Below are 19,331 nucleotides of genomic sequence, written 5' to 3'. Positions count from 1 at the left end.
GGATTTATTGATCGAAAGATGATTTTACATCTTCGTATTCATAGCTAGGAGCATCTGATGAACTACTTCCAAATACAGCATTTGCAGCTTTTTCACCTGCAACCCATCCAACTCCCCAAGCAGCTCCTTTTGCTGCAGCTCGTCCTAACATTGCCGCGAATTCTTTTGGTGGTTCAATGTTTTGCTTTGATTCTACAGTAATATTTTTTGCTTCATCGATTGGTGCAGCTTTAGCTGCAGTAGAGTTAAAAGCTGCTCCACCTAATAGTAAAGATAATGCCAATCCTGATCCAATTAATTTGTTCTTCATTTTGAAAAACCTCCTAATATTTTCTTGTAAAAAATATGATACATCCAGATTATTACATTTTAAGGAGAATAAGTACACATAAAATTCGAAATTTTTGAATTTTGTAAAAAAAGACAAAAAATTGTCATATTTTTAAAAAAAATGTAACAATTCAGTATAATTATATAAATAAATATCATAATTATATAAAGATATAACGATATATTAATTTTTAAATGTAAAAACATACTTGATTTGTATGACGTCTTTTAATTATATTACTCACGATATTATTGTTCCTTTTAGAGACAAAAAGAAAAAGGCCGGTTTCTTTTTTTAGTTATAGGAAATCAAGCCTATTGAAAAATCGCTTTAAAAAATGTACACTATATTTAATAAAGCAATAAAACATGCTTTATAAGCATCTTTTTTAGTAATTGCGAGTTGTTCTGTACTGGGGAAAGTAGGAAACAACTTTTTTTCTTTGTTATTTTTCTGATTATTTCGATATATTAATAGCTAAATGATAAATATAAAGATTAGGTGTTATCCCTATTATTTATGTGAAATTAATTGATTAATAATTATAAAAAAATGAAATCGCTTTCTATATTATCTTACCACGTTATTAATATTATGGGCTGAATATTAAATTTCCCGGCGAGATTTTAGTAGTTTCTTGACTATGTGTTCGATGAAAGAAATCCATACATAGTTTTTTAGTGATTTGAAAAGGAAATATAATTAGTCCATTCATATAATTTCACGTACCACATTAAGAGTAATTCGAAATATATAATGGCTAGGAATTTTATTATACAAAACAACAAGCCCCATATTAATCACTTCCATATTTTAATTACAGATCATTTGAGCAGAAAAGAACATTCATTAAATTATATAGAGATAGGCTTGTTAAAAAACAAACTAAAAATAGACCTTTTTTCAGGCTATTTGAAAATCAAATATTATATCATACTATCTATTAAATATGTATTTCCAAGCCGCCTTAATTACTGATCGGTATGGCATAATATCCCTCATTTGTATAAAAATATTGTACCATATTGAAATTGATATAAATAACATATTTTGTAATTAATGTAAAAAAATAAAAAAGTTGTGTTTTTTGCTAAATATATGATTCGGTCATAGCATGTTTATATTTTGAATTTTTCTCTCTTTGTTCTAAATACCTTTTAGTAAGTCCATAAACTTTATCCACATGTTCTAAAATTTTTTCATCATGAGTAATTTCACTTTTTTGTATATTTATGTTAAATTGTTATTACCATCACAAATGTCTTGGATAATTTAACTTTCAAGGCTCAGCCCATTGTACTAGGAGTATAATGGGCTTTTCCACAATATATGTTACAACTATATTGGTGTACATATATGTGAGTCGATATTTAAAACTTTTATAGAGTATCTCTTAGTATTAAAATATATTTTTTTAAGTCTGCCAGTTTTTTTATTCTTAATATTTAAATTAAGATAATACATATTGGTAATAATCATATAAGATACTATTAATTACCGAAAGGAGAAAATTATGCAAAGTATTATACTATTTGATGGTGATTGCAATTTCTGTAATCAGAGTGTTCAATTTATTATTAACAGAGATCCTAAAGGATATTTTCAATTCGCATCGCTTCAAAGTGAATTGGGTAAAAAATTGTTAAAAAAGTATGAAATAGATGAAACAATAGATAGCATAGTATTAATAGACAAAAATAATAGTTATATTAAATCAGATGCTATACTAAACATTTGTAAAAATTTAAAAGGTATATGGAAATTTCTTATTATCTTTCTATTAATTCCAAAGCCGATTCGGAACCTTTGTTACGAAAAATTCGCAAAAAATAGATACAGGTGGTTTGGTAAGCAAGAACATTGTATGTTACCATCACCAGAAATAAGAAAAAGATTCCTGGATTAATTTCAGGATTGTCTTCAGATTAACACTGTATTGTTATGGATTATATTGAAATAAATACGCTATTCTTTCTTGCGAATTAAAGAAAGGAATGGTGGTTTTTATTTCTTTTTTTTGAAGTAGGTATTTATTTAATTGGATAGATTCCTCCTAGTAATCGATTAAATCTGGTATTTATATCAATTCAAAAAATATAAGTCAAAATTAAATAAGGAGAAATTTATAATGTTTATTAATGTTTTGTTAGGGATTGTAGTTATTTGTATAGTGGTTTTGGTTATTGTGTTTATGCAAGCGAGGAAGGATATGAATAAAACGGATCCACAATATATTTTGTCGTATATTAAAGAAAACGCACAGAAGAATACATGTGCATTAATTATAAAAAAAAATGATGAAATTCTATGTTCTATTAATGAAGATAAGAGGTTACCGTTAGCAAGTATGGTTAAATTAATAATTGCTATTGAATTTGCTAAACAAAGTGCTAACGGGATCATTAATGAAAACGAATATATTTCTTTAAGCGAATTAAAGAAATATTATATCAAAAACACAGATGGTGGCGCACATCCAAAATGGGAACAGGATATGATACAAAATAATCAGATTAAAAATGATTGTGTAACTTTACAGAATATAGCAAGGGGAATGTTACAATATAGTTCGAATGCAAATACAGAATATTTAATAAATATACTTGGGATTGAAAATATTAATCAAAATATAAAGGAATTAGGTCTTAAACATCATGAAGAAGTATATCCATTTGTGTCAGCTTTATATATTCCAGGATTCTTGCAGGAGAAATTTAATTTAAGTAAGAAGGAATTAGTAAAACATCTAAATAATCTCTCTCAAGAAGAATATAAGAAGTATGCGTTTAAAATAAATGAATTAATGAAAAATGAACATCAGCTGCCGAATTTGAATATGTTTTCACTAGACTTGCAAAAGAATTGGTCAAATCGTTTGACATCAGCAGCAGCTTCTGATTATATCTCTTTGCTAGAAAAAATTAATTCCAAAAATTATTATGATGAATTAGTGCATCAAAAATTGGACAAAATTCTAGAGACTGTAATAGAAAATGAACATAATAAAAAATTGTTTTTACATGCAGGACAAAAGGGTGGTTCTACTGCATTTGTTTTAACTAATGGCTTATATGCAACAAATAAAAAAGGCGATTCATTTGAAATTGTATTTATGGCAAACGAGTTAAATAGAATTGATGCTTTCAAGTTACGTAAGAGTCTAAATGAATTTAATTTAAAAACATTAAAAAATGAAGAATTTAGGGGAAAGATAAAGATGGAATTGGCATGATAAAAGAGAAAATTGCATTCTATGTGCTATAGCCGTATAGAATAGAAAGCACCTGAATTCTCTTGTCCAAGAATTTAAAAATAATGAACCCATATTTTAAAATGACAATAAAGTTTCTATAGTGTTTAAAGAAGAGAATGGACTATATGCTATATGTAAACGATTATAATAGATAATATGTTCATGAGTTTTGATCAATCTTTTTTATAAAAACTAAATGCAGATTTCTAACAAAAGACTCCATTTTGATTAATCTTTTTTCAAAATGGAGTCTTCTTATTTACCATATAATATGTGTTTGTGGAGCTTTTTTGATTAAACTTTATTTCAAATCAACAGCAAACCTGCAGATTCTCCTGATAATGATTTATATAAGTAAGACCCGAAAATATAATACATCGAGATTTAGAGAATTCCAATACTTAAATTAAAAATTACCGTGGGGTGGATGAACATGGAGAGGTAGCGAATCCGCTGCTTTTTTTATTTTGCATAGAAAAAAGGAACCTGTAATGGCTCCTTTTCACAATGCTATCTTATGTTTACTGATTTTCCGCTTAACATCCATAAAAGCTAGTAATGCTGCAATAGCGCAAAGACCTTTAAACCAAAGGAACTCAGAAGAAAATAGTCCACCAAAGAAAGCGACCGAGTGTACAAAACAAGTAATACCAAATAACCAAAGCATGAACTTTAATTCCTTTGAGGAATACTTATAGTTTTTAAATCTTTCCCACATATGTATCAACTCCTATTGTCCTGATGTTCTGTAGTTTTTCTTGATGATATCTCGCATATTTAAGACAAAGAATAGAAGGAAAACCAAGGCTATGATACCGTTAACCCAGTAGTATGTATGTCCTTTTGTGAATCCAGTATAGAAAGAAAGCGAATTCCAAACTAAAAGGATTGTTGAACAGATAGTAGAGATCAATAATGAACTAAAACTTCTCATGATTTTCACCTCGATTCAAATTTTTAGAACTTTTTATATAATTATACATTTAAATACAAGGATTTACAAAATGAATTACCATAAAGAGGAGTTAGATGTCACTTTACTCATAATTTTACCGCAGTTGGAATCATAAAATTGCCGGAAATCGCTTATTTTAGAAGATATTTATCTAATTGTCCAAAGAAAATGGAAGCATAACTTTGCCGTGAGTTAGTTTTTAACCCATAAGCTTGCCGATACGTATGATATGAACCATAAGCTAAGACTAAAAAGACACCCTCACGAGTGTCTTCCTCTAAATTGAAAAACTTTTAAAATATTATTTAAATCCCATTCAGAATAGGTAAGCATGCCCTATACAATAGAATTATTTATTTACACTCATTTAAATCCCATTGAAAAACGTCATTTTTAGTTATTATACAAATGAGATTATATGTTTTCCTAACAATTACTTTTAAACTTTTTCAATTGAAAGATATTCATGAAATGCAGGATGTATTGTATATCTCTTAGATCGCGCTTTCTTTACAGATAACCGCTGGGCTAGCTTATCTGTAATTTGCTTTGGTCTTTTTTCATTATAATACTCAAATTTCCCCTCCTGAACTTCTTGTCCAAGAAAAGTCATGTCACAAAGAATGCCTATTATTTCAGGGATATTTTGCACACTATTTCTCTGTAAACATTCTTCTAATTCTTCCTGATTAATAATTGAATTTTCACCTGCAAATTCATATAATATTGATTCTAAATCCTCAACCCTATTACCATTTTCAGGGAACAACGATTGCAAAGCGTACTCAGAATAAGAACGTTCAGCCGATTTAAAGTCTTCATCTTCCACCAATGTATGTCCTCGATTGACCGCTTCTTGAAGTGCTGATTTAAACAAGAATATTATATCACGTGGTCGAGGGATAATTAATTTTTCAATGTAGTCCTTTAATGGGAGACCATCTACTTTTTCACAGAAATATTTCCACCACAATTCTTCTGGGCTCGATACACTATTACTACTATAATCAATCCTATTTTCAATTATTCGGAATAGTAAACGTGGTTCAGACCAAGTTAAATGTTTTATCGGAATTTTATCTCTTTCAGGTGCATAGCTCATAATCCTTGAAAAAATATCACTTCTTAAAAATACTATTAAAGACAGATTCACACTCACATGCTTATAAGTGGACCTATGAAATTCCGCTGTAATTTTATGAATAACATTTAATAGTCCAAATAATAGGTTACTCAAATGCTCTAAATCCGCATTATCATTCCATGATTTATCTAAATTGTCTATTAGAATACTAACTTTTTCTTTTTTATTCAATAAAATTCCTAAATGATCTCTTAAATGCCTAATCATTGTATCATGTAAAAATTCGCTAACCTTTAAACGTTGCTGCTCCATTGAATCTACTTGGTCTAATGAATTTAGATTAGAAACGATATTCTCTAACCTTAACGTGAAATCTGCATTTATAAAACGTTCATTCTGTTTTACAAAATCAATAAAATGAACCTCTTCTTCTGTTCTTTGGCGATGTAATGGTTGATCCTCTAAATAATCAAAATATTGTTTTGCCATTTCAGTGTAAATAAGATACTTCCATATGCTCTCAATTAAATGTCCTTGTTCAGAACTATTCTGTAAGGTTTTAAGTATGCCTAAAACCCCTTCAAATTCATGTCCTTGGGGCTGTATTGTAATTATAAAGTTTCTTTTATCTACTGATAAATCATTCTTTAATTTTATTAAGTTAGCAGTTTTACCAGTACCTTTCCTACCTACAAATAAAACTTGTTGTGCAGTTAAGGCTTCTTTATACTCAGCTGTTTGAAGGAAATATTCCATCAAATCTTGATTTTCATTTTCAGCTACATAATCCCCCATAATTAAATTCGATAGTTTACCCAATGCTTTTAGCTCTGCTCGGTATTCCCTATGTTCCTCCTCAGAATCCCTATGCTCTTCTAAAATAGGTTGGAGAAATTCTTTAAGATATTCTTCACATTGAGTACTGTTAGAATGTACTTTTAAAATATCCTGATAATCCAAAGGTGGATTATAGGGGGCGTGTGCTAATAATAATGTTTTTATTCCTAATCCAATAGATAGACCAGCTACTAGTGCTTTTCTTGCTGTTATTATTTGGCTTTCTTTTTGAGTGTTCATTTTATGGAAGTGGACTATAACCCCTAGTGAATTGGGTAAGAGGTTTAAATACCAATTTAGTGGCTGAACTCCTTCATAAGGGTCGTCAACTTTTCTAGGTAACTTCGCCTTATTCAATATTGAATTTACAATATTAGAAGAATTCGTATTAGCTTCACATTTTAAGTGAAGAATATTTTTTGAAATGTCAATTTTATTTGGTTTAATATCTATTGTTTTTGAATATTCATGGGGCACATCTGAAAAAAATTTCTCCGCAAGCTGCTGAGAATTTTCATACCCAGAATAGCCAATAGTGCTCATTACACTAAGGCTTTTATAATTTGCAACCGCATTATCATGAGATGTGTTAAGAGTAATCCATATTTTTTTCTTCTTTGATATAGCATATCCTAGTTCATACAACACATTAAAATTCAAATAAGTTAAATCACAAATAAATAAGTCGCATCTTTCAATAGCACTTAGGATTCCATCAATAATGTATTTACCACCAATTGATAACTTCTCCCATGTTGTAATTTCAATATCTTGAGAATCATTAATTAATTTAACCGCTTCCCTGATATCCTCAAGTAAATCATCACTGTTGGAAGAATATGCATAAAACGCTTTTTTACTTTTCACAATAATCCAATCCCCTTTAGCATTATTATGTATAGAAACACCTATCTTTAAAAAATTTTAAAAATTAAATCATTACAGATCTTATATCTAGAGTAACATATTCCCAATATAAATTATAAATTAATCCATATATTCTTTTTAAATAACATTTTCATGTCTTCTATTAATCTTTTAATCAAATTTCACCTAACATTCATACACTATCAAAAGGTACACCTTTTGGGAATGCATAAAACCTATTAAAACGCATACTTCAAAAGGTTAAAAACACATTTTTGATACACTTCAAAAACACCATGTACCTTTTGGTACATTTTTAGTATAATTTTAGAGAACTAGATTGAATAATGTTAAGATTCTTACTTTGAAAGAGGTTGTTATTTTTTGAATACAAAAAAATTCGGATACGTTCGTGTTTCCAGCAAAGACCAAAATGAAGAACGACAAATTGTAAATATGAGAAATAATGGAATTGAAGAACGAGATATATTTATCGATAAAAAAACTGGAAGTAATATGGATAGGGAAAACTATCAGGCAATGAAAAGATATGCCCGTACAGGTGATACAATCGTTTTTGATTCATTAACAAGGTTAGGGAGAACCATGAATGACATTTTAGAAGAATTTAAGTATTACGAAGATCAAAAAATAAATTTAGAGTTTTTAAAAGAGCCATTTATAAATGTAACCTATAATGGTAATGCAACAAATGATGTCATTCAAAGCGCTATCCAAAAAGCAACTGCAACTATCCTATCAGCATTTGCTGAAAAAGAACGCCAAGACATTAAACAACGTCAAGCTGAAGGGATCGCTTTAGCTCAAGCACAAGGAAAGCACTTAGGAAGACCTCAAACTGAAATTACACAGGACTTTATCAATTCCTATAATGAATGGAAAGAAGGTAAAATTACAGCTACAGCTGCTATGAAGAAATCCAATATTCCTAGTAGCTCTACATTCTACAGAGTAGTTAAAAGATACGAAAATAGAAAGTAATTCAAACCAATATTAATAGAAGAAATGAAAAAGACGAAAATTAAAGCCATTCAAAATTCACGGAATGAGGTGGTTAAAAATATGTCTACTACAAATCTAGAAAAAACAACACAAATTTTTACTGATTACTTATTACACAAAGGAAGAAAACCTTCAACAATTAAAAGATATATGTATGATGTGGAACACTTTTTAACATGGTTAGAAACTACCGATCGTGTCATTGATGAAGAGATATGGGAATCCCTAAACAAAAAAGACTTCAAAGAATTTTTTCATTACCTAAAAGAAGAACGTCACTATTCAGATAAGACTATACACCGTATTTATATTGCCCTGAATCGACTTTATGAATCACTAGATCTACCAAGCCCGATAGAAAGTGTAATACAAATAGATCAGCCAGATCGTTCATTAAGAGACAAAGATTTTATATCTTCTAAAGAAGAAAAACGTTTAAAAGAAGTCGTTTCTTCCTTAGCGAATCTAACTGACAAACAGGAAGCTACACGCCCAATGTTATTGGAACGCAATCTTTCTATTATTATATTACTCTTAGATTATGGATTATCTTTACAGGAGCTTGTTTCTTTGCAAATGAAACATATTCATTTCGAGAATAACACGATATCTATTCCGGAAAGCTCAAAAATAAACCGTACAATCGATTTAAAAGAAGAAGATAAATTACATTTATACTATTACTATAAAACCATCCCTGAACCTGTCCGCCCTAAATATCACAGCAATGATCCACTATTTGTTGCTTTTGACTACACTCGTGGAACATATCATTGGAGCTATGATGATGATGCACCAAAATTTTTGACTGAAATCTCTGTTCAAAAAATGATTCGTTTAGAAGTGAAACGTGCCAATCTTCGAAAGGGAATTTCTGCACAACATTTTCGAAACACCTTTATTTTAAGTAAAATTAAACAGAAAAATAACCCTGAACACATTATACAGCAAATCGGCTTTAAGTCTCACTTATCCTTAAAAAGATATTACAATTACTATAAGCAATGTCATGCAAATACTAATTGAAAACCAGTACTTAATATGTAATTTTTATACACCTAAAGTTTTTCAATTATTTTAAGGAGGTTTGGAGAAATTAAAATGAGCAAAAATGAAAAATCATATTCCGTACATGAGTATACGCTAGTAGATAAAACTACTAAATCTATTAAGATTGAACCCTGGCGTTCATTTAAAGAAGAAATGCGTGTCTTGGGAATAGGGGACAGAGATATATTTCAAATTCAAATGATAGAAATAAGCCCAGGGAAAAAGTAGCATAGCGCTATAAACATATTGGTTAGTCAAATTAGGATACTTTAATGTAGAAAGGACTTAATTTAAACTATGATAACTATAATCCCAATAATTATGACCAAAAATGGTCAAATGTTAAAAAGTTCATTTACTAGTATTAAAGAACGGTTAGACTACATCTCTTTCGACTTAGAATTTCGTGACTGCCTGAATAATTCCAAGGCTGGAACTGCTTCATGTAGTATTGAAGAAGATCATTCAAAAAAAATAATTCGAATTTCTATTAAAAGTTTAGATGCTGATCCTATCGGAAAGGGGGTTGGAACAGCTATGACATACTCCATATTCAGATGGGCCTACTTTAGTTATCCTGGTTATGAACTCCAATTCAGAGGTAAGATGAATACATTCTTTGATGAAAAATATTTAATAGGTTTTTATACAAAAGTTGGATTCACTGTAAAAAATGGGTACTTTAATCTAATAGTGCAAAGAAATGATTTTCATATTTTCTGTACAGATACTGAAAGTAGAATATCTAACATGTATTTCGCTTTCATGACTAAGCAAAAAAATCACCATAATAATGCACTTGATGACTTCCAAAATAAATTCCAATCTTCCTTGTTAGATATACAAACACAATATAAAACAATGTCATTAGTTTCATTTATTAAACAACGCTATTTTCAACGTTAATGATTCTGCTTAACCAATAAAGGTTCCGCCTCATGCCCAGCAGGTCATGGTTTTTTTGGCTACATGCTTATTATTTTAAGGAAGGACATAGAGGTAACAATTCCGTTACAAGACATCCACCTTCTCTTTCATACATGTTAAACTAAATTAGGATTTTCTCCGGTGTGGAGATTCTAAATCTTACGTCTTATTTTCCTATGTAAGCTCCCTTATCTGGCTATAAGGGGGCTTACTTTATTCAAATGAAGATTTTGTTTAGTTTCCCTTAATCTCTACATCGCTAAATCAATGCTATAGCGCTATGCTTATTATTTTTGGAAGGATAGAGAGATAACAATTCAGTTACAATACATCTACTTTCTCTTTAATACATGTTAAGTTTGCATTGAGCTCCGTTTGATGGGAGATCTCTAATACTAATTGTATGTTTCAATTCTGATTCCCCCTTATTCTCTTATAAGGGGGAATACCCTATTAATCTTGCTGTTAATCTTAAAAAATCTTATAGTACCGGCTGAAATGTTAAGTATATTGACTCAACATTCCAGTCATTTTTATTTAAATAAGGATTTTATTAAAAACCTACATGTATATGTTTTTCATTATATAATTAAGTTATCAATATATAAGGAGTGTTAATTATGTCAGGAACAATAATGATTTTGTTATACATTTGTTTCGGATTGAGTGCAGTTTTTAGCTTAATAAAGGAATTGAAAAAACCACAGAAAAACCAGTTCTTGATTTTAGTTGATTCTCTAATTTTGCTAGGAGCTTTTTTCTTAGTAGGTAGTATCTTCATCTAAATCACACAACGAGAACTCCATTAGGGAGCAAAGCAGCCTGGCGAAAGCTAACTGCTTTTTTATTAAATTAACGCTTTTGTTCAAAATGATGCCTATTCATTTGGACACATTTACCAGTATTTTTACCAAAAAATTCATGATATGGTTAATTAGTCGAGTACGTCATTACTTGACGATTACCCTTAGAATCCCCGCAGACAATCGGGGGTTCTTTTATTTAAATAAGGATTTTGTTTAATTCTCTAACTAGTTTTTCCGACGTTTTATTCTATATATATGTAAAAAGACAATAAAGCTATTATATTTTAACACTAAAAACAAACATAACTCCGTTCTAAATTTAAGACGAGGTTAAAATTAGGGATAGGTTTTGCAATACGAACATTATTGTTTTTAACGTATGAAAAGATAATCATTTGTTACCTCGCACATCTTTTTATGGATTTTATAGTAGTTATCATCAAATCATGTCTTAATTTATTTTGGTTCTGGTGCAAATACTTAGGAAAGATATAAAGAGGCGAAAAGTTTCCTAGTGGAATCTAGTCTTAAGCAACAATTCCAAATAGTTGATGGATGAACTTCACTTGATTTTGGACAGACTTGTCCAGTAAAATAAGTTGCCCTTTTTTTACCATATGCATAGCTTCTATTCCAGAAATAATGGATGTAGCTGTGCGAAAGGATTTCATTCCTAACATCGAACGAACTCGCTTTTTAATAAATCGATGATCTTGTTCCACTATGTTATTGAGATATTTCACTTGCCTTAGTTGGATGCCTAATGGCATCTTTTTTTCTTTTCTCAATTCTTCAACTGCTATAGGATAAGCTGGATTCTTATCGACTGTCACGACACGAGGCTCAGAAATATGAAAAGACTGCAAAGCTTTCTTGAAGAATCGCTTTGCAGCCTTGTGGTTTCTTGCTTTGCTTAGGTAAAAATCGATGGTATTTCCTTTCGAATCGACAGCACGATACAGGTACATCCATTGACTTTTTACTTTGATATATGTTTCATCGACTCTCCAAGAGTCATTGGTTTGCTTGAGATGACGACGGATTCTTTTGTCTAATTCAGGACCATACTGATGAACCCAACGCATAATCGTTGTATGAGCAACGGATAAGCCCCGTTCCTCCATCATTTCCACCAAATCACGAAAGCTCAGGTTGTACCGTAGGTACCATCTTACTGTTTGCAAAATAATATCATGATGATAATGCTTCCACTTGAATAAATTTCGCTTTTCCATACTGATCACGCACCTTTTTTAGAGTAATAGTATCAGTATGTCCAAGATTTAGAGATTACTTGCAATTATCTTGAAGTTTTCGCACCAGAACCGTAGTTATTGTTGATGAGCATGTAGTTGAAATGATTCTTTTTTAGTTTCCATCTTTCTATGAATAAGGTGGAATAATATGAAGGCAAGAATTCCTATTAAAAAATAAATAAACCACGCCCAATATGTATGATTAAATTTATTTAACCATGCACCAAAATAATTCCCTATAGATCCTCCCAATGCCCAGGAGGTTTGAAACATTCCAAAAAATAATCCAGCAGGTCTATTGGTACTAAATTGAGCTACCGCCATTTCTCCACCTGGTAAAGTCAGTGTTTCCCCCAATGTATAAAGGAAGATGCAACATAGCATCCAATATATAGACGGAATAAAAGGGATCATAGCTATAGATGTTCCCATAATTAAAACCCCTACTTTAACCATTATTATGGGATTCAACTTGATAAATAATTTTCGTAAGAAAAACATGAATATTAGCCCCGAGATTCCATTTATGATAAAAATAGAACTTACTAATTCTTTATTTCCAGATAAAGCATAGGCTTTAATCGGAAATGAAATATTTAATTGAGCGAACATAATCCAAAACAGAATCATAACACCTATGAAAGTTAAGAATAGTGTGTTAGAAAATGCATACTTTACACTTTCCAATATATTTTTATTGTCCTTAATAGTTTCTGGGTATTGTTTACGATATACAAAAATAGCAAATGCTAATATCATCATAGAAATACCAGCTATGGCAAAGGGGTATATGGGATTCATCTTGACTAGTAATGCTCCAATTGCTGGTCCTATAATAACTCCTGCATTCAGCATTTGATTAAAATAAGTAAACGTTTTTTTTCTCAATTCTTCCTTTTGGGAAGCAAAAAAGGCTGTTACTGAGGGATCAAATAGTGCTCCTCCAAGACCAATACTAAAAGAAGATAATACTATAAACCAAAAATTCTCCGCATAGACAAATAACCAAAAACCTAATCCCCTTACGATAACACCTAACAATACATGTATGGTATGACTTCCTCGATCACCGATAAATCCTGTAATGACTGATAACCCACGTTGTGAAATTAAAATTGTAGTCAATACTGTTCCTAATTCTAAAGGAGAAAAATGTAGATTATCTGTTAAATAAATAGTGAAAAAGGGCATTATCATGAAACTTCCCGTATTCATGAATAGAACAGCTGCAAGCAATATCCTGATGGAGACAGGAATTTTGAGCGTAGTCATGGTAAGAATCCTCCTTTCGTTAACCGTTAAAACTTTTAAGTGGTTACACGTTGTGTTATAATCGTATCAGTACGAAGAAAAAACGTCAATCATTAAAATAGTTAGGTGGTTAACATGGAACATAATCAATTAGCGCCAGGAAGGTTGGAGATTATACGTACCTTTTTAAATACTTGGGAAATATCTAATGATACAAGACAACCGACAGATCATTTAAAAAACGAAAAAAACTTAGAAGCATTTATTAAGAAAAATTTTTCTAATGTTGATGTTAGTGAGAACTTAGATAACCTATATCAATTTCGTTATGACATTCGAAAATCAGTTGAAAATCATGATATAAGTTATTTAAGCGAATGGTTACTTAGAAATCCTATTCAGGTTGCCCTTATAGATCAAAATACAATTCAATACTCTCCAATGAAAAAACACGACTTCCTTTATGAAATGCTAACAATTATTGTAGAAAGCATTGCATTAAATCAGTGGCAACGTCTTAAAACTTGTCCTGATTGTCAATGGGTTTTTTATGATTATTCAAAGAACGGAAGTAAACGTTGGTGTAGCATGTATGCGGGTGGGCCAAAAGGTAGGGCCTGTGGGACGATTGCTAAGGTGAAAAGATACCGGGGAAAAAATAAATAAGATGAACGCCTAGAGTGTCATTTATATGGACAACTCATCGGCATTCTCCTCTGTTCTTCTACGATGTTTCAAATGCGACAGCTTCTGCTTGAAAAGAAAAAGCAGGAGCTGAGTGAATACAAAGCGATTTATATGATTAAAGATTACTTTCCGTTACTGTTTCAAGCGATAGCTGTTGGCGCAGAAGAACTTTTGAAAATTCTGCATCGCCTTTATCAGCTGCTCAAAAAGAACGGTCGTAAATGTCATCGGTATAAGAAGATGACCGTCTTTGATATTCTAGGGGTTGTGTATGAAACAACGATGAAGCATAGACAAGCTGCCTAGTGAAAAAATTGCGTTTTAGTAGGCTTCTTTGGCATGCCTATTCTTCCATCACTCACTAGTTTTGAAACAAGAATCATTTCGTATCTAGTAATTTACGTTGTTAGCTTGATGGCTTACCTATAATCGGAATGTATGAAGATTTTCCTAATTGTTATTTTATCTATGCGTATGGAGATAATGGATTAGTGTATAGTATGGTACTTTCTAAAATTATCCGAGATGTAATTATAAAAGGTTCTAGTCCTAATTTAAATTTATACTTGCAGTCCAGACCTAATTTAAATAAATAGACTGTATACGTAAATAAAAAAATTAGAGATTTAGGAATTAATGTACTTAATGATATAGAAACTACATATTTATAGTTATAGGTATTGTAATGAACAAGGAGAAACAACATTTGCAAATACTGAATTTAAAATTAAGAATTTAGAATTTAAATATTTCGGACAGACCTATGGTCTTACCCCCGTCAAGTAGACAACTGTAAAAAAGACTATGCAGCCATCGGAATTTGATATTCAAATGGAGCTCGATGGTTGAGTCTTTTTGAAACCGTAGTTAGTTATACGCTACATAAGTAGAAGATTTTATGAGCCATCAAGCTAAGGTTTTCATATACCCCCTAAACGAAAATTTTCTTTCTCTACAGATAGTTCCTCTGAGAAGTCAGCTCATTTTTTCGTTTTGGGGGCATTTATTTTTCTTAAGTTGACGGGCATGTATGGTGAGGCCTATTATGTGAAATATTCCAATTTTGCATTTGGAAAAAACTTTTTCATATAAGAATAAAGATGATTTTTTATATCCTCCTCTTCTTCTTTTTGATAAATATATTTTCCAATTCCATATTTCCCCCATTTATATCTTCTTCTCTCTTCATCTAATTCTAATTTGGTCATAGGGTAGTTTTTTTCAATTACCCTCTTAGCAGGCTTTGTAAAACGATGTTGAATAAATTCAAATGTAATATCATCCCTTACATCGAGGGGTAATTCAGCATCAAGGCGTTCAAACATATGATAGTACCCGTCCTGCCAACCTTCATGTAGATAAATAGGAGCTACGATGAACCCTAGCGGATATCCTGCTCTAGCTATTTTTCCTGCTGCTTCAATTCGTTTAGACAACGGAGAGGTCCCAGGCTCAAAGTTTTTAATAACATAATCGGCGTTTACACTAAACCGAAATCTTGTTTTTCCATTATGTTTTGCATCAAGCAAGTGATCCACATGGTGAAATTTCGTCATGAATCGTAATTTCCCATATTCCGAGGTTCCAAAATGTTCAATCGCTCGCTTAAGAGTATGAGTTAAATGATCAATTCCTACAATATCTGATGTACAGGAAGCTTCAAATCTTGTTAATTCAGGCTCACGACCCTCCATATATTTGTCTGCAGCTTCTAGAATTTCATCGACATTTACATAGGTACGGATATATGGCTTACTTCCCATGGTTGTTTGTAAATAGCAATAATGACAATGGTCCATACAGCCTGTTGCAAAAGGAATAGCATACTCTGCTGAAGGCTTTGAAGTATCAAATTTCAGTGTTTTTCTAATCCCAACGACAAGAGTAGATTTTGCTACTCGATACTTCTGGAAATCGTTATCACCTGGCAAATCTCTCACTTGATTATGGGAAGTAGTATGCCGAATTTCAACATCCATCTTTGAAAATTTCTCGAAAAGCTCTCTCCCTAATGGATAATCTAATGCTTTAGGTTCAAAATATACAAGTTTAGGCATGAATGGTTTATTCATTCTAACATCCCCTCTGAAATATCCCCGTAATAGTAAGTATAGGCTTGGTTTGCCTCTTCTTCAGTAGAATAAACAGCCATCTCATTTGTTAGTGGATAATAAGTTTCGTAAAGAAATAATGCTAATTCATTTTGTCTCTCAGGGTTATTTACAACTGCTGCTGCTTGTATATTGGCTACATCTTGTGTGTGGGGGTTTCGGTAAAAAACATAGACAATATCTCCAGCATAATAAGTTTTACTTTCGTTAGACAATTTCATTCCATCACCTTTTCTTTTTATAGAATCCACTGAGCAATGTTATTCATTACTAAAATTTTGCCTTTAATACGTATAATTATGTCTTCTTTATTATGGAAAAAACACCCATCTTACATATTTTATAGAAAAGATGACATACTATCTATTAGCTATTACTTATATAGCTAAATTAATTGTTCATTCAATTGGCAGATAATACATATCTTTATCTGCCATACTCTTTTCATATGCTTTTAATTTTTTAAAACTTTAATGTTTGGAGGTTATAAAAATGAATTTTCCACATTCGAAAAAAGAAGAGAGTAGTAATTCTAAAAACTTAAAATCAAATACTACACAAATTGGACTTCAACCAGTAGAACAAGCCATGAATGGATTGTATGGAATGCCAGAAACTGATATTGAAGACAAAGAACATCAAAAAAAGGAAATTTGAAAAATACTTAGTATTTCAATATTACTTTTATTTTCCATACATATTTCAATTGTAATAAAAAACAAGGGAAATCAAAGTTCCCTTGTTTTTTATTACTCTTTATCCCCTGTATTTTGTTGGTGCTTATACGCACCCCTCGAATTCTCTGTTAAATCTACTATATCTGTTTCCTTACCAAATTCAGTACTATAATTAGGTTTTCCATATTCTTTACGATTCATCTCTTGATTCGCATCCTTCATTGGTTGAAACAACTGTGTTAAGCACATTAACCCACTTAGTCCAACAAGAGCAAAGATTACTCTTGCTAAAAAGGCTTTTTGTCCACCAAATATTGTTCCTACTAAATCAAACTTAAAGAAACCAATTAGCCCCCAATTAATAGCACCAATAATAACTAAAGCTAAGGCAATTCGCTGTATAGTTCTCATTCATATAACACCTCCTTCAGTCTCAACTTTTAAAACTATGTACAGGAATACTCTGTATTCTTCCTGCTTGAATCGTTAGCTTTGATTTTCAATCAAAGTGATAGCTCATAATTCAACATAAATACATTCCAGTACCATAATATAAACTTTGACTAACATTTTACTGTTTTTATTATTTAATACTGCGATAAGACTGCATGGTATTGCGGTTATCGGTACTGCAATAATTAACCCTATTTGTACTTTCTGCATCATATTAGCTATCCTGTTAGTTGCTAGGATTCAATCTTATTATTAGAAATTAACAATGGTTTCATACACAAAATATCTAATACATACTCAATTTATTATTTTGTTTCTACAAAGGCTTTTTGATGTTACATAAACTAACCTTTTCTCAAACAACTTGCTTCTTTTATTTCGCATAATATACAACAGTATGTTCATACTACACCTGAGCCTTTAAAAAGCTCATATAAATGGCTAACGTTTCATAACAAGTGGGCAAAGCAGGCGGTTTATTGAACCACCTGCTTTGTTTTATTTCTTTACTTAACTTTTTTCTAGGTTGAAATCCTGCTTGTCTTAAAGACTCATTCCAATTTTCAAAATGTCTTACATAAGTAGATAAAGCAGGCATATTGGGATCTTTTAATATTTCTTTGGCAGTTGGTAACTTTTAATAGGAATGAGCCCATTCTTTTAACCTAGATAGCAAAATCCTTCTTGTATACATATTTACCTTGTAACCACCTTATCGACATAATACATTTAATCATTTAATTCGTTCTTAATTTATGGATTACTTTCAAAAAAATAAACAAATATAATAAATACTGACGATATTAAAAAGGCAAGCATCAAAATGTGCTTGCCTTTTCTTCTAACGACGATGTTCCACAAGATCAATTACACCTAAAACAACGTGAGCTAAACCAAATCCAAATACTGTATTTGCAATCATCTTATTAGATCCACGAGTTTGCTTCAAGGCATAACCCGCAGCTGTAACTGCTGTACCTAATGTAGTCGGAATTAATCCTTCACGAATATTCATAGTAACGTCCTCCTAGTATCGCAGTTAGTAATCCTGCTTTAATACTTTGGAATTAAAGTACTAAAACAAGTATTAGTATTTTCCTGTCTTGTGAAAATATGTGGAGTTATTTTAAATATCTTCTTTTAATTATGATACAGCGTAACTAAAAATGTTAATGCGTAAGTTGTTTTAATACATTTACATGTTCCCTATCTTTATCTAAAATATCATGTATTAACATATGACTTGCTGGATCTAAATCACCTTGTACAATTTCTTCTGATATTTGAACACCATAATAACCTTCGCCTTTTAACGCGCTACTTACAATTCCTTCTGTTGTATCTGGTACTGTAAATTGACTTATTAAACCTTGAACAGAGCCAACGATTCCTTCATTATCAACTGGTACTCCTCCAAGATTTTGTATTCTTTCTGCTACTTTTAAGGCATGTTGTTTGTGATCTTGTTGTATTCTTTGAAATTCCTTTTTTATTTCTGGATCTTTTAACTTCTCTATATAATGCTCATAGGCATGAATACCCATGTACTGCCCTTTTAGAAAGGCATTTAATGTGTTGACTACACTCTGTTTTTCCATATCATCATTTCCTTTTTACGTTATTCTTTTACAGAAGTCGATGGATTATCCATATTGTGTGTGCAATACTATTCGTTAATTAATTGTTATACCGTACCTCTAAATCCTCTCTCCTCTTTCAATTACCTTGATATAAATATCATTTTTGTTTAATCAATTCCTATT

At 31.0% G+C, this 19,331-nt stretch carries 20 protein-coding genes and 2 pseudogenes; 10 read left to right on the top strand and 12 right to left on the bottom strand.

Going from position 1 to position 19,331, the window contains the following annotated elements; genetic code table 11:
- Nucleotides 1-4: 4 nt before the first annotated feature.
- A complete protein-coding gene (locus QUF93_RS02170; RefSeq protein WP_070179072.1) occupies nt 5-310 on the bottom strand; it encodes a hypothetical protein in 306 nt (101 codons plus the stop codon).
- Between the two features lie 1,534 nt (nt 311-1,844).
- On the opposite strand from QUF93_RS02170, the gene QUF93_RS02165 reads away from it, so the two are divergent.
- Nucleotides 1,845-2,237 carry a thiol-disulfide oxidoreductase DCC family protein gene (locus QUF93_RS02165; RefSeq protein ID WP_070189850.1) on the top strand — a complete coding sequence of 131 codons (393 nt, stop codon included), beginning with the start codon at nt 1,845-1,847 and terminating at the stop codon, nt 2,235-2,237.
- A 222-nt stretch (nt 2,238-2,459) separates the two neighbouring features.
- On the top strand, nt 2,460-3,563 hold the full coding sequence (locus QUF93_RS02160) for a serine hydrolase (RefSeq protein WP_070189849.1): 1,104 nt from the start codon (nt 2,460-2,462) through the stop codon (nt 3,561-3,563).
- Nucleotides 3,564-4,086: 523 nt separating this feature from the next.
- On the opposite strand, the gene QUF93_RS02155 is transcribed toward QUF93_RS02160, so the two are convergent.
- The 3 genes from QUF93_RS02155 to QUF93_RS02145 form a co-directional block, all read right to left on the bottom strand.
- Nucleotides 4,087-4,302, bottom strand: coding sequence for a hypothetical protein (locus QUF93_RS02155; RefSeq protein ID WP_070179069.1), 216 nt, complete (start codon nt 4,300-4,302; stop codon nt 4,087-4,089).
- Between the two features lie 12 nt (nt 4,303-4,314).
- Nucleotides 4,315-4,518 carry a hypothetical protein gene (locus QUF93_RS02150; RefSeq protein ID WP_081340367.1) on the bottom strand — a complete coding sequence of 68 codons (204 nt, stop codon included), beginning with the start codon at nt 4,516-4,518 and terminating at the stop codon, nt 4,315-4,317.
- 460 nt (nt 4,519-4,978) lie between these two features.
- A complete protein-coding gene (locus tag QUF93_RS02145) occupies nt 4,979-7,327 on the bottom strand; it encodes a P-loop ATPase, Sll1717 family (protein WP_289361301.1) in 2,349 nt (782 codons plus the stop codon).
- A gap of 384 nt (nt 7,328-7,711) precedes the next feature.
- Between QUF93_RS02145 and QUF93_RS02140 the strand changes: the two genes are divergently transcribed.
- From QUF93_RS02140 to QUF93_RS02125, 4 genes are all read left to right on the top strand, one after another.
- Complete coding sequence (locus QUF93_RS02140) at nt 7,712-8,329, top strand: recombinase family protein (RefSeq protein ID WP_098163471.1); 618 nt, start codon at nt 7,712-7,714, stop codon at nt 8,327-8,329.
- Between the two features lie 81 nt (nt 8,330-8,410).
- Nucleotides 8,411-9,376 (top strand): tyrosine-type recombinase/integrase, encoded by a 966-nt coding sequence (locus QUF93_RS02135; RefSeq protein ID WP_289361299.1) that lies wholly within the window; start codon nt 8,411-8,413, stop codon nt 9,374-9,376.
- A gap of 75 nt (nt 9,377-9,451) precedes the next feature.
- Nucleotides 9,452-9,628, top strand: coding sequence for a hypothetical protein (locus QUF93_RS02130; protein ID WP_289361298.1), 177 nt, complete (start codon nt 9,452-9,454; stop codon nt 9,626-9,628).
- A gap of 69 nt (nt 9,629-9,697) precedes the next feature.
- Nucleotides 9,698-10,306 carry a GNAT family N-acetyltransferase gene (locus tag QUF93_RS02125; RefSeq protein WP_289375190.1) on the top strand — a complete coding sequence of 203 codons (609 nt, stop codon included), beginning with the start codon at nt 9,698-9,700 and terminating at the stop codon, nt 10,304-10,306.
- Nucleotides 10,307-11,660: 1,354 nt separating this feature from the next.
- Here QUF93_RS02125 and QUF93_RS02120 read toward each other — a convergent pair.
- Both QUF93_RS02120 and QUF93_RS02115 read right to left on the bottom strand, forming a co-directional pair.
- Complete coding sequence (locus QUF93_RS02120; RefSeq protein ID WP_289361296.1) at nt 11,661-12,368, bottom strand: IS6 family transposase; 708 nt, start codon at nt 12,366-12,368, stop codon at nt 11,661-11,663.
- Between the two features lie 96 nt (nt 12,369-12,464).
- Nucleotides 12,465-13,661 (bottom strand): MFS transporter, encoded by a 1,197-nt coding sequence (locus QUF93_RS02115; protein WP_289361295.1) that lies wholly within the window; start codon nt 13,659-13,661, stop codon nt 12,465-12,467.
- Between the two features lie 114 nt (nt 13,662-13,775).
- Between QUF93_RS02115 and QUF93_RS02110 the strand changes: the two genes are divergently transcribed.
- The 3 genes and pseudogenes from QUF93_RS02110 to QUF93_RS02100 form a co-directional block, all read left to right on the top strand.
- Nucleotides 13,776-14,306, top strand: a complete 531-nt coding sequence (locus tag QUF93_RS02110) for a CGNR zinc finger domain-containing protein (RefSeq protein ID WP_289361294.1) — start codon at nt 13,776-13,778, stop codon at nt 14,304-14,306.
- Nucleotides 14,307-14,309: 3 nt separating this feature from the next.
- Nucleotides 14,310-14,633 (top strand): annotated as a pseudogene (locus tag QUF93_RS02105) (IS4 family transposase); the annotation flags it as partial.
- Between the two features lie 107 nt (nt 14,634-14,740).
- Nucleotides 14,741-14,923: pseudogene (locus QUF93_RS02100) on the top strand (NAD(P)/FAD-dependent oxidoreductase); the annotation flags it as partial.
- 447 nt (nt 14,924-15,370) lie between these two features.
- Here QUF93_RS02100 and splB read toward each other — a convergent pair.
- Together splB and QUF93_RS02090 are read right to left on the bottom strand one after the other, a co-directional pair.
- Nucleotides 15,371-16,399 carry a spore photoproduct lyase gene (gene splB / locus QUF93_RS02095; protein ID WP_289361293.1) on the bottom strand — a complete coding sequence of 343 codons (1,029 nt, stop codon included), beginning with the start codon at nt 16,397-16,399 and terminating at the stop codon, nt 15,371-15,373.
- Nucleotides 16,396-16,659: a transcriptional regulator SplA domain-containing protein gene (locus tag QUF93_RS02090; protein WP_289361292.1), complete on the bottom strand. Its 264-nt coding sequence runs from the start codon at nt 16,657-16,659 to the stop codon at nt 16,396-16,398. The genes splB and QUF93_RS02090 overlap by 4 nt, the downstream gene beginning before the upstream one ends.
- A gap of 271 nt (nt 16,660-16,930) precedes the next feature.
- Here QUF93_RS02090 and QUF93_RS02085 point away from each other — a divergent pair, with 271 nt between their 5' ends.
- The gene (locus QUF93_RS02085; protein WP_001010590.1) at nt 16,931-17,095 is read left to right on the top strand and encodes a DUF4021 family protein; all 165 of its coding nucleotides are present in this window, start codon (nt 16,931-16,933) and stop codon (nt 17,093-17,095) included.
- A gap of 92 nt (nt 17,096-17,187) precedes the next feature.
- Here QUF93_RS02085 and QUF93_RS02080 read toward each other — a convergent pair whose 3' ends face one another.
- The 4 genes from QUF93_RS02080 to QUF93_RS02065 all read right to left on the bottom strand — a co-directional run bounded on the left by QUF93_RS02080 (nt 17,188) and on the right by QUF93_RS02065 (nt 19,166).
- Nucleotides 17,188-17,526 carry a DUF378 domain-containing protein gene (locus QUF93_RS02080; RefSeq protein ID WP_289361291.1) on the bottom strand — a complete coding sequence of 113 codons (339 nt, stop codon included), beginning with the start codon at nt 17,524-17,526 and terminating at the stop codon, nt 17,188-17,190.
- Nucleotides 17,527-17,974: 448 nt separating this feature from the next.
- The gene (locus tag QUF93_RS02075; RefSeq protein ID WP_289361290.1) at nt 17,975-18,166 is read right to left on the bottom strand and encodes a hypothetical protein; all 192 of its coding nucleotides are present in this window, start codon (nt 18,164-18,166) and stop codon (nt 17,975-17,977) included.
- A 243-nt stretch (nt 18,167-18,409) separates the two neighbouring features.
- Nucleotides 18,410-18,583: a hypothetical protein gene (locus QUF93_RS02070; RefSeq protein ID WP_001025956.1), complete on the bottom strand. Its 174-nt coding sequence runs from the start codon at nt 18,581-18,583 to the stop codon at nt 18,410-18,412.
- 154 nt (nt 18,584-18,737) lie between these two features.
- A complete protein-coding gene (locus tag QUF93_RS02065) occupies nt 18,738-19,166 on the bottom strand; it encodes a ferritin-like domain-containing protein (RefSeq protein ID WP_078177129.1) in 429 nt (142 codons plus the stop codon).
- Nucleotides 19,167-19,331 lie beyond the last annotated feature (165 nt).

It is taken from the genome of Bacillus hominis, from assembly GCF_030348325.1.
Taxonomy (GTDB): domain Bacteria; phylum Bacillota; class Bacilli; order Bacillales; family Bacillaceae_G; genus Bacillus_A; species Bacillus_A hominis.
Note: the sequence above shows the minus strand (reverse complement) of the source record. Positions and strands in the feature narration are given on the sequence as shown.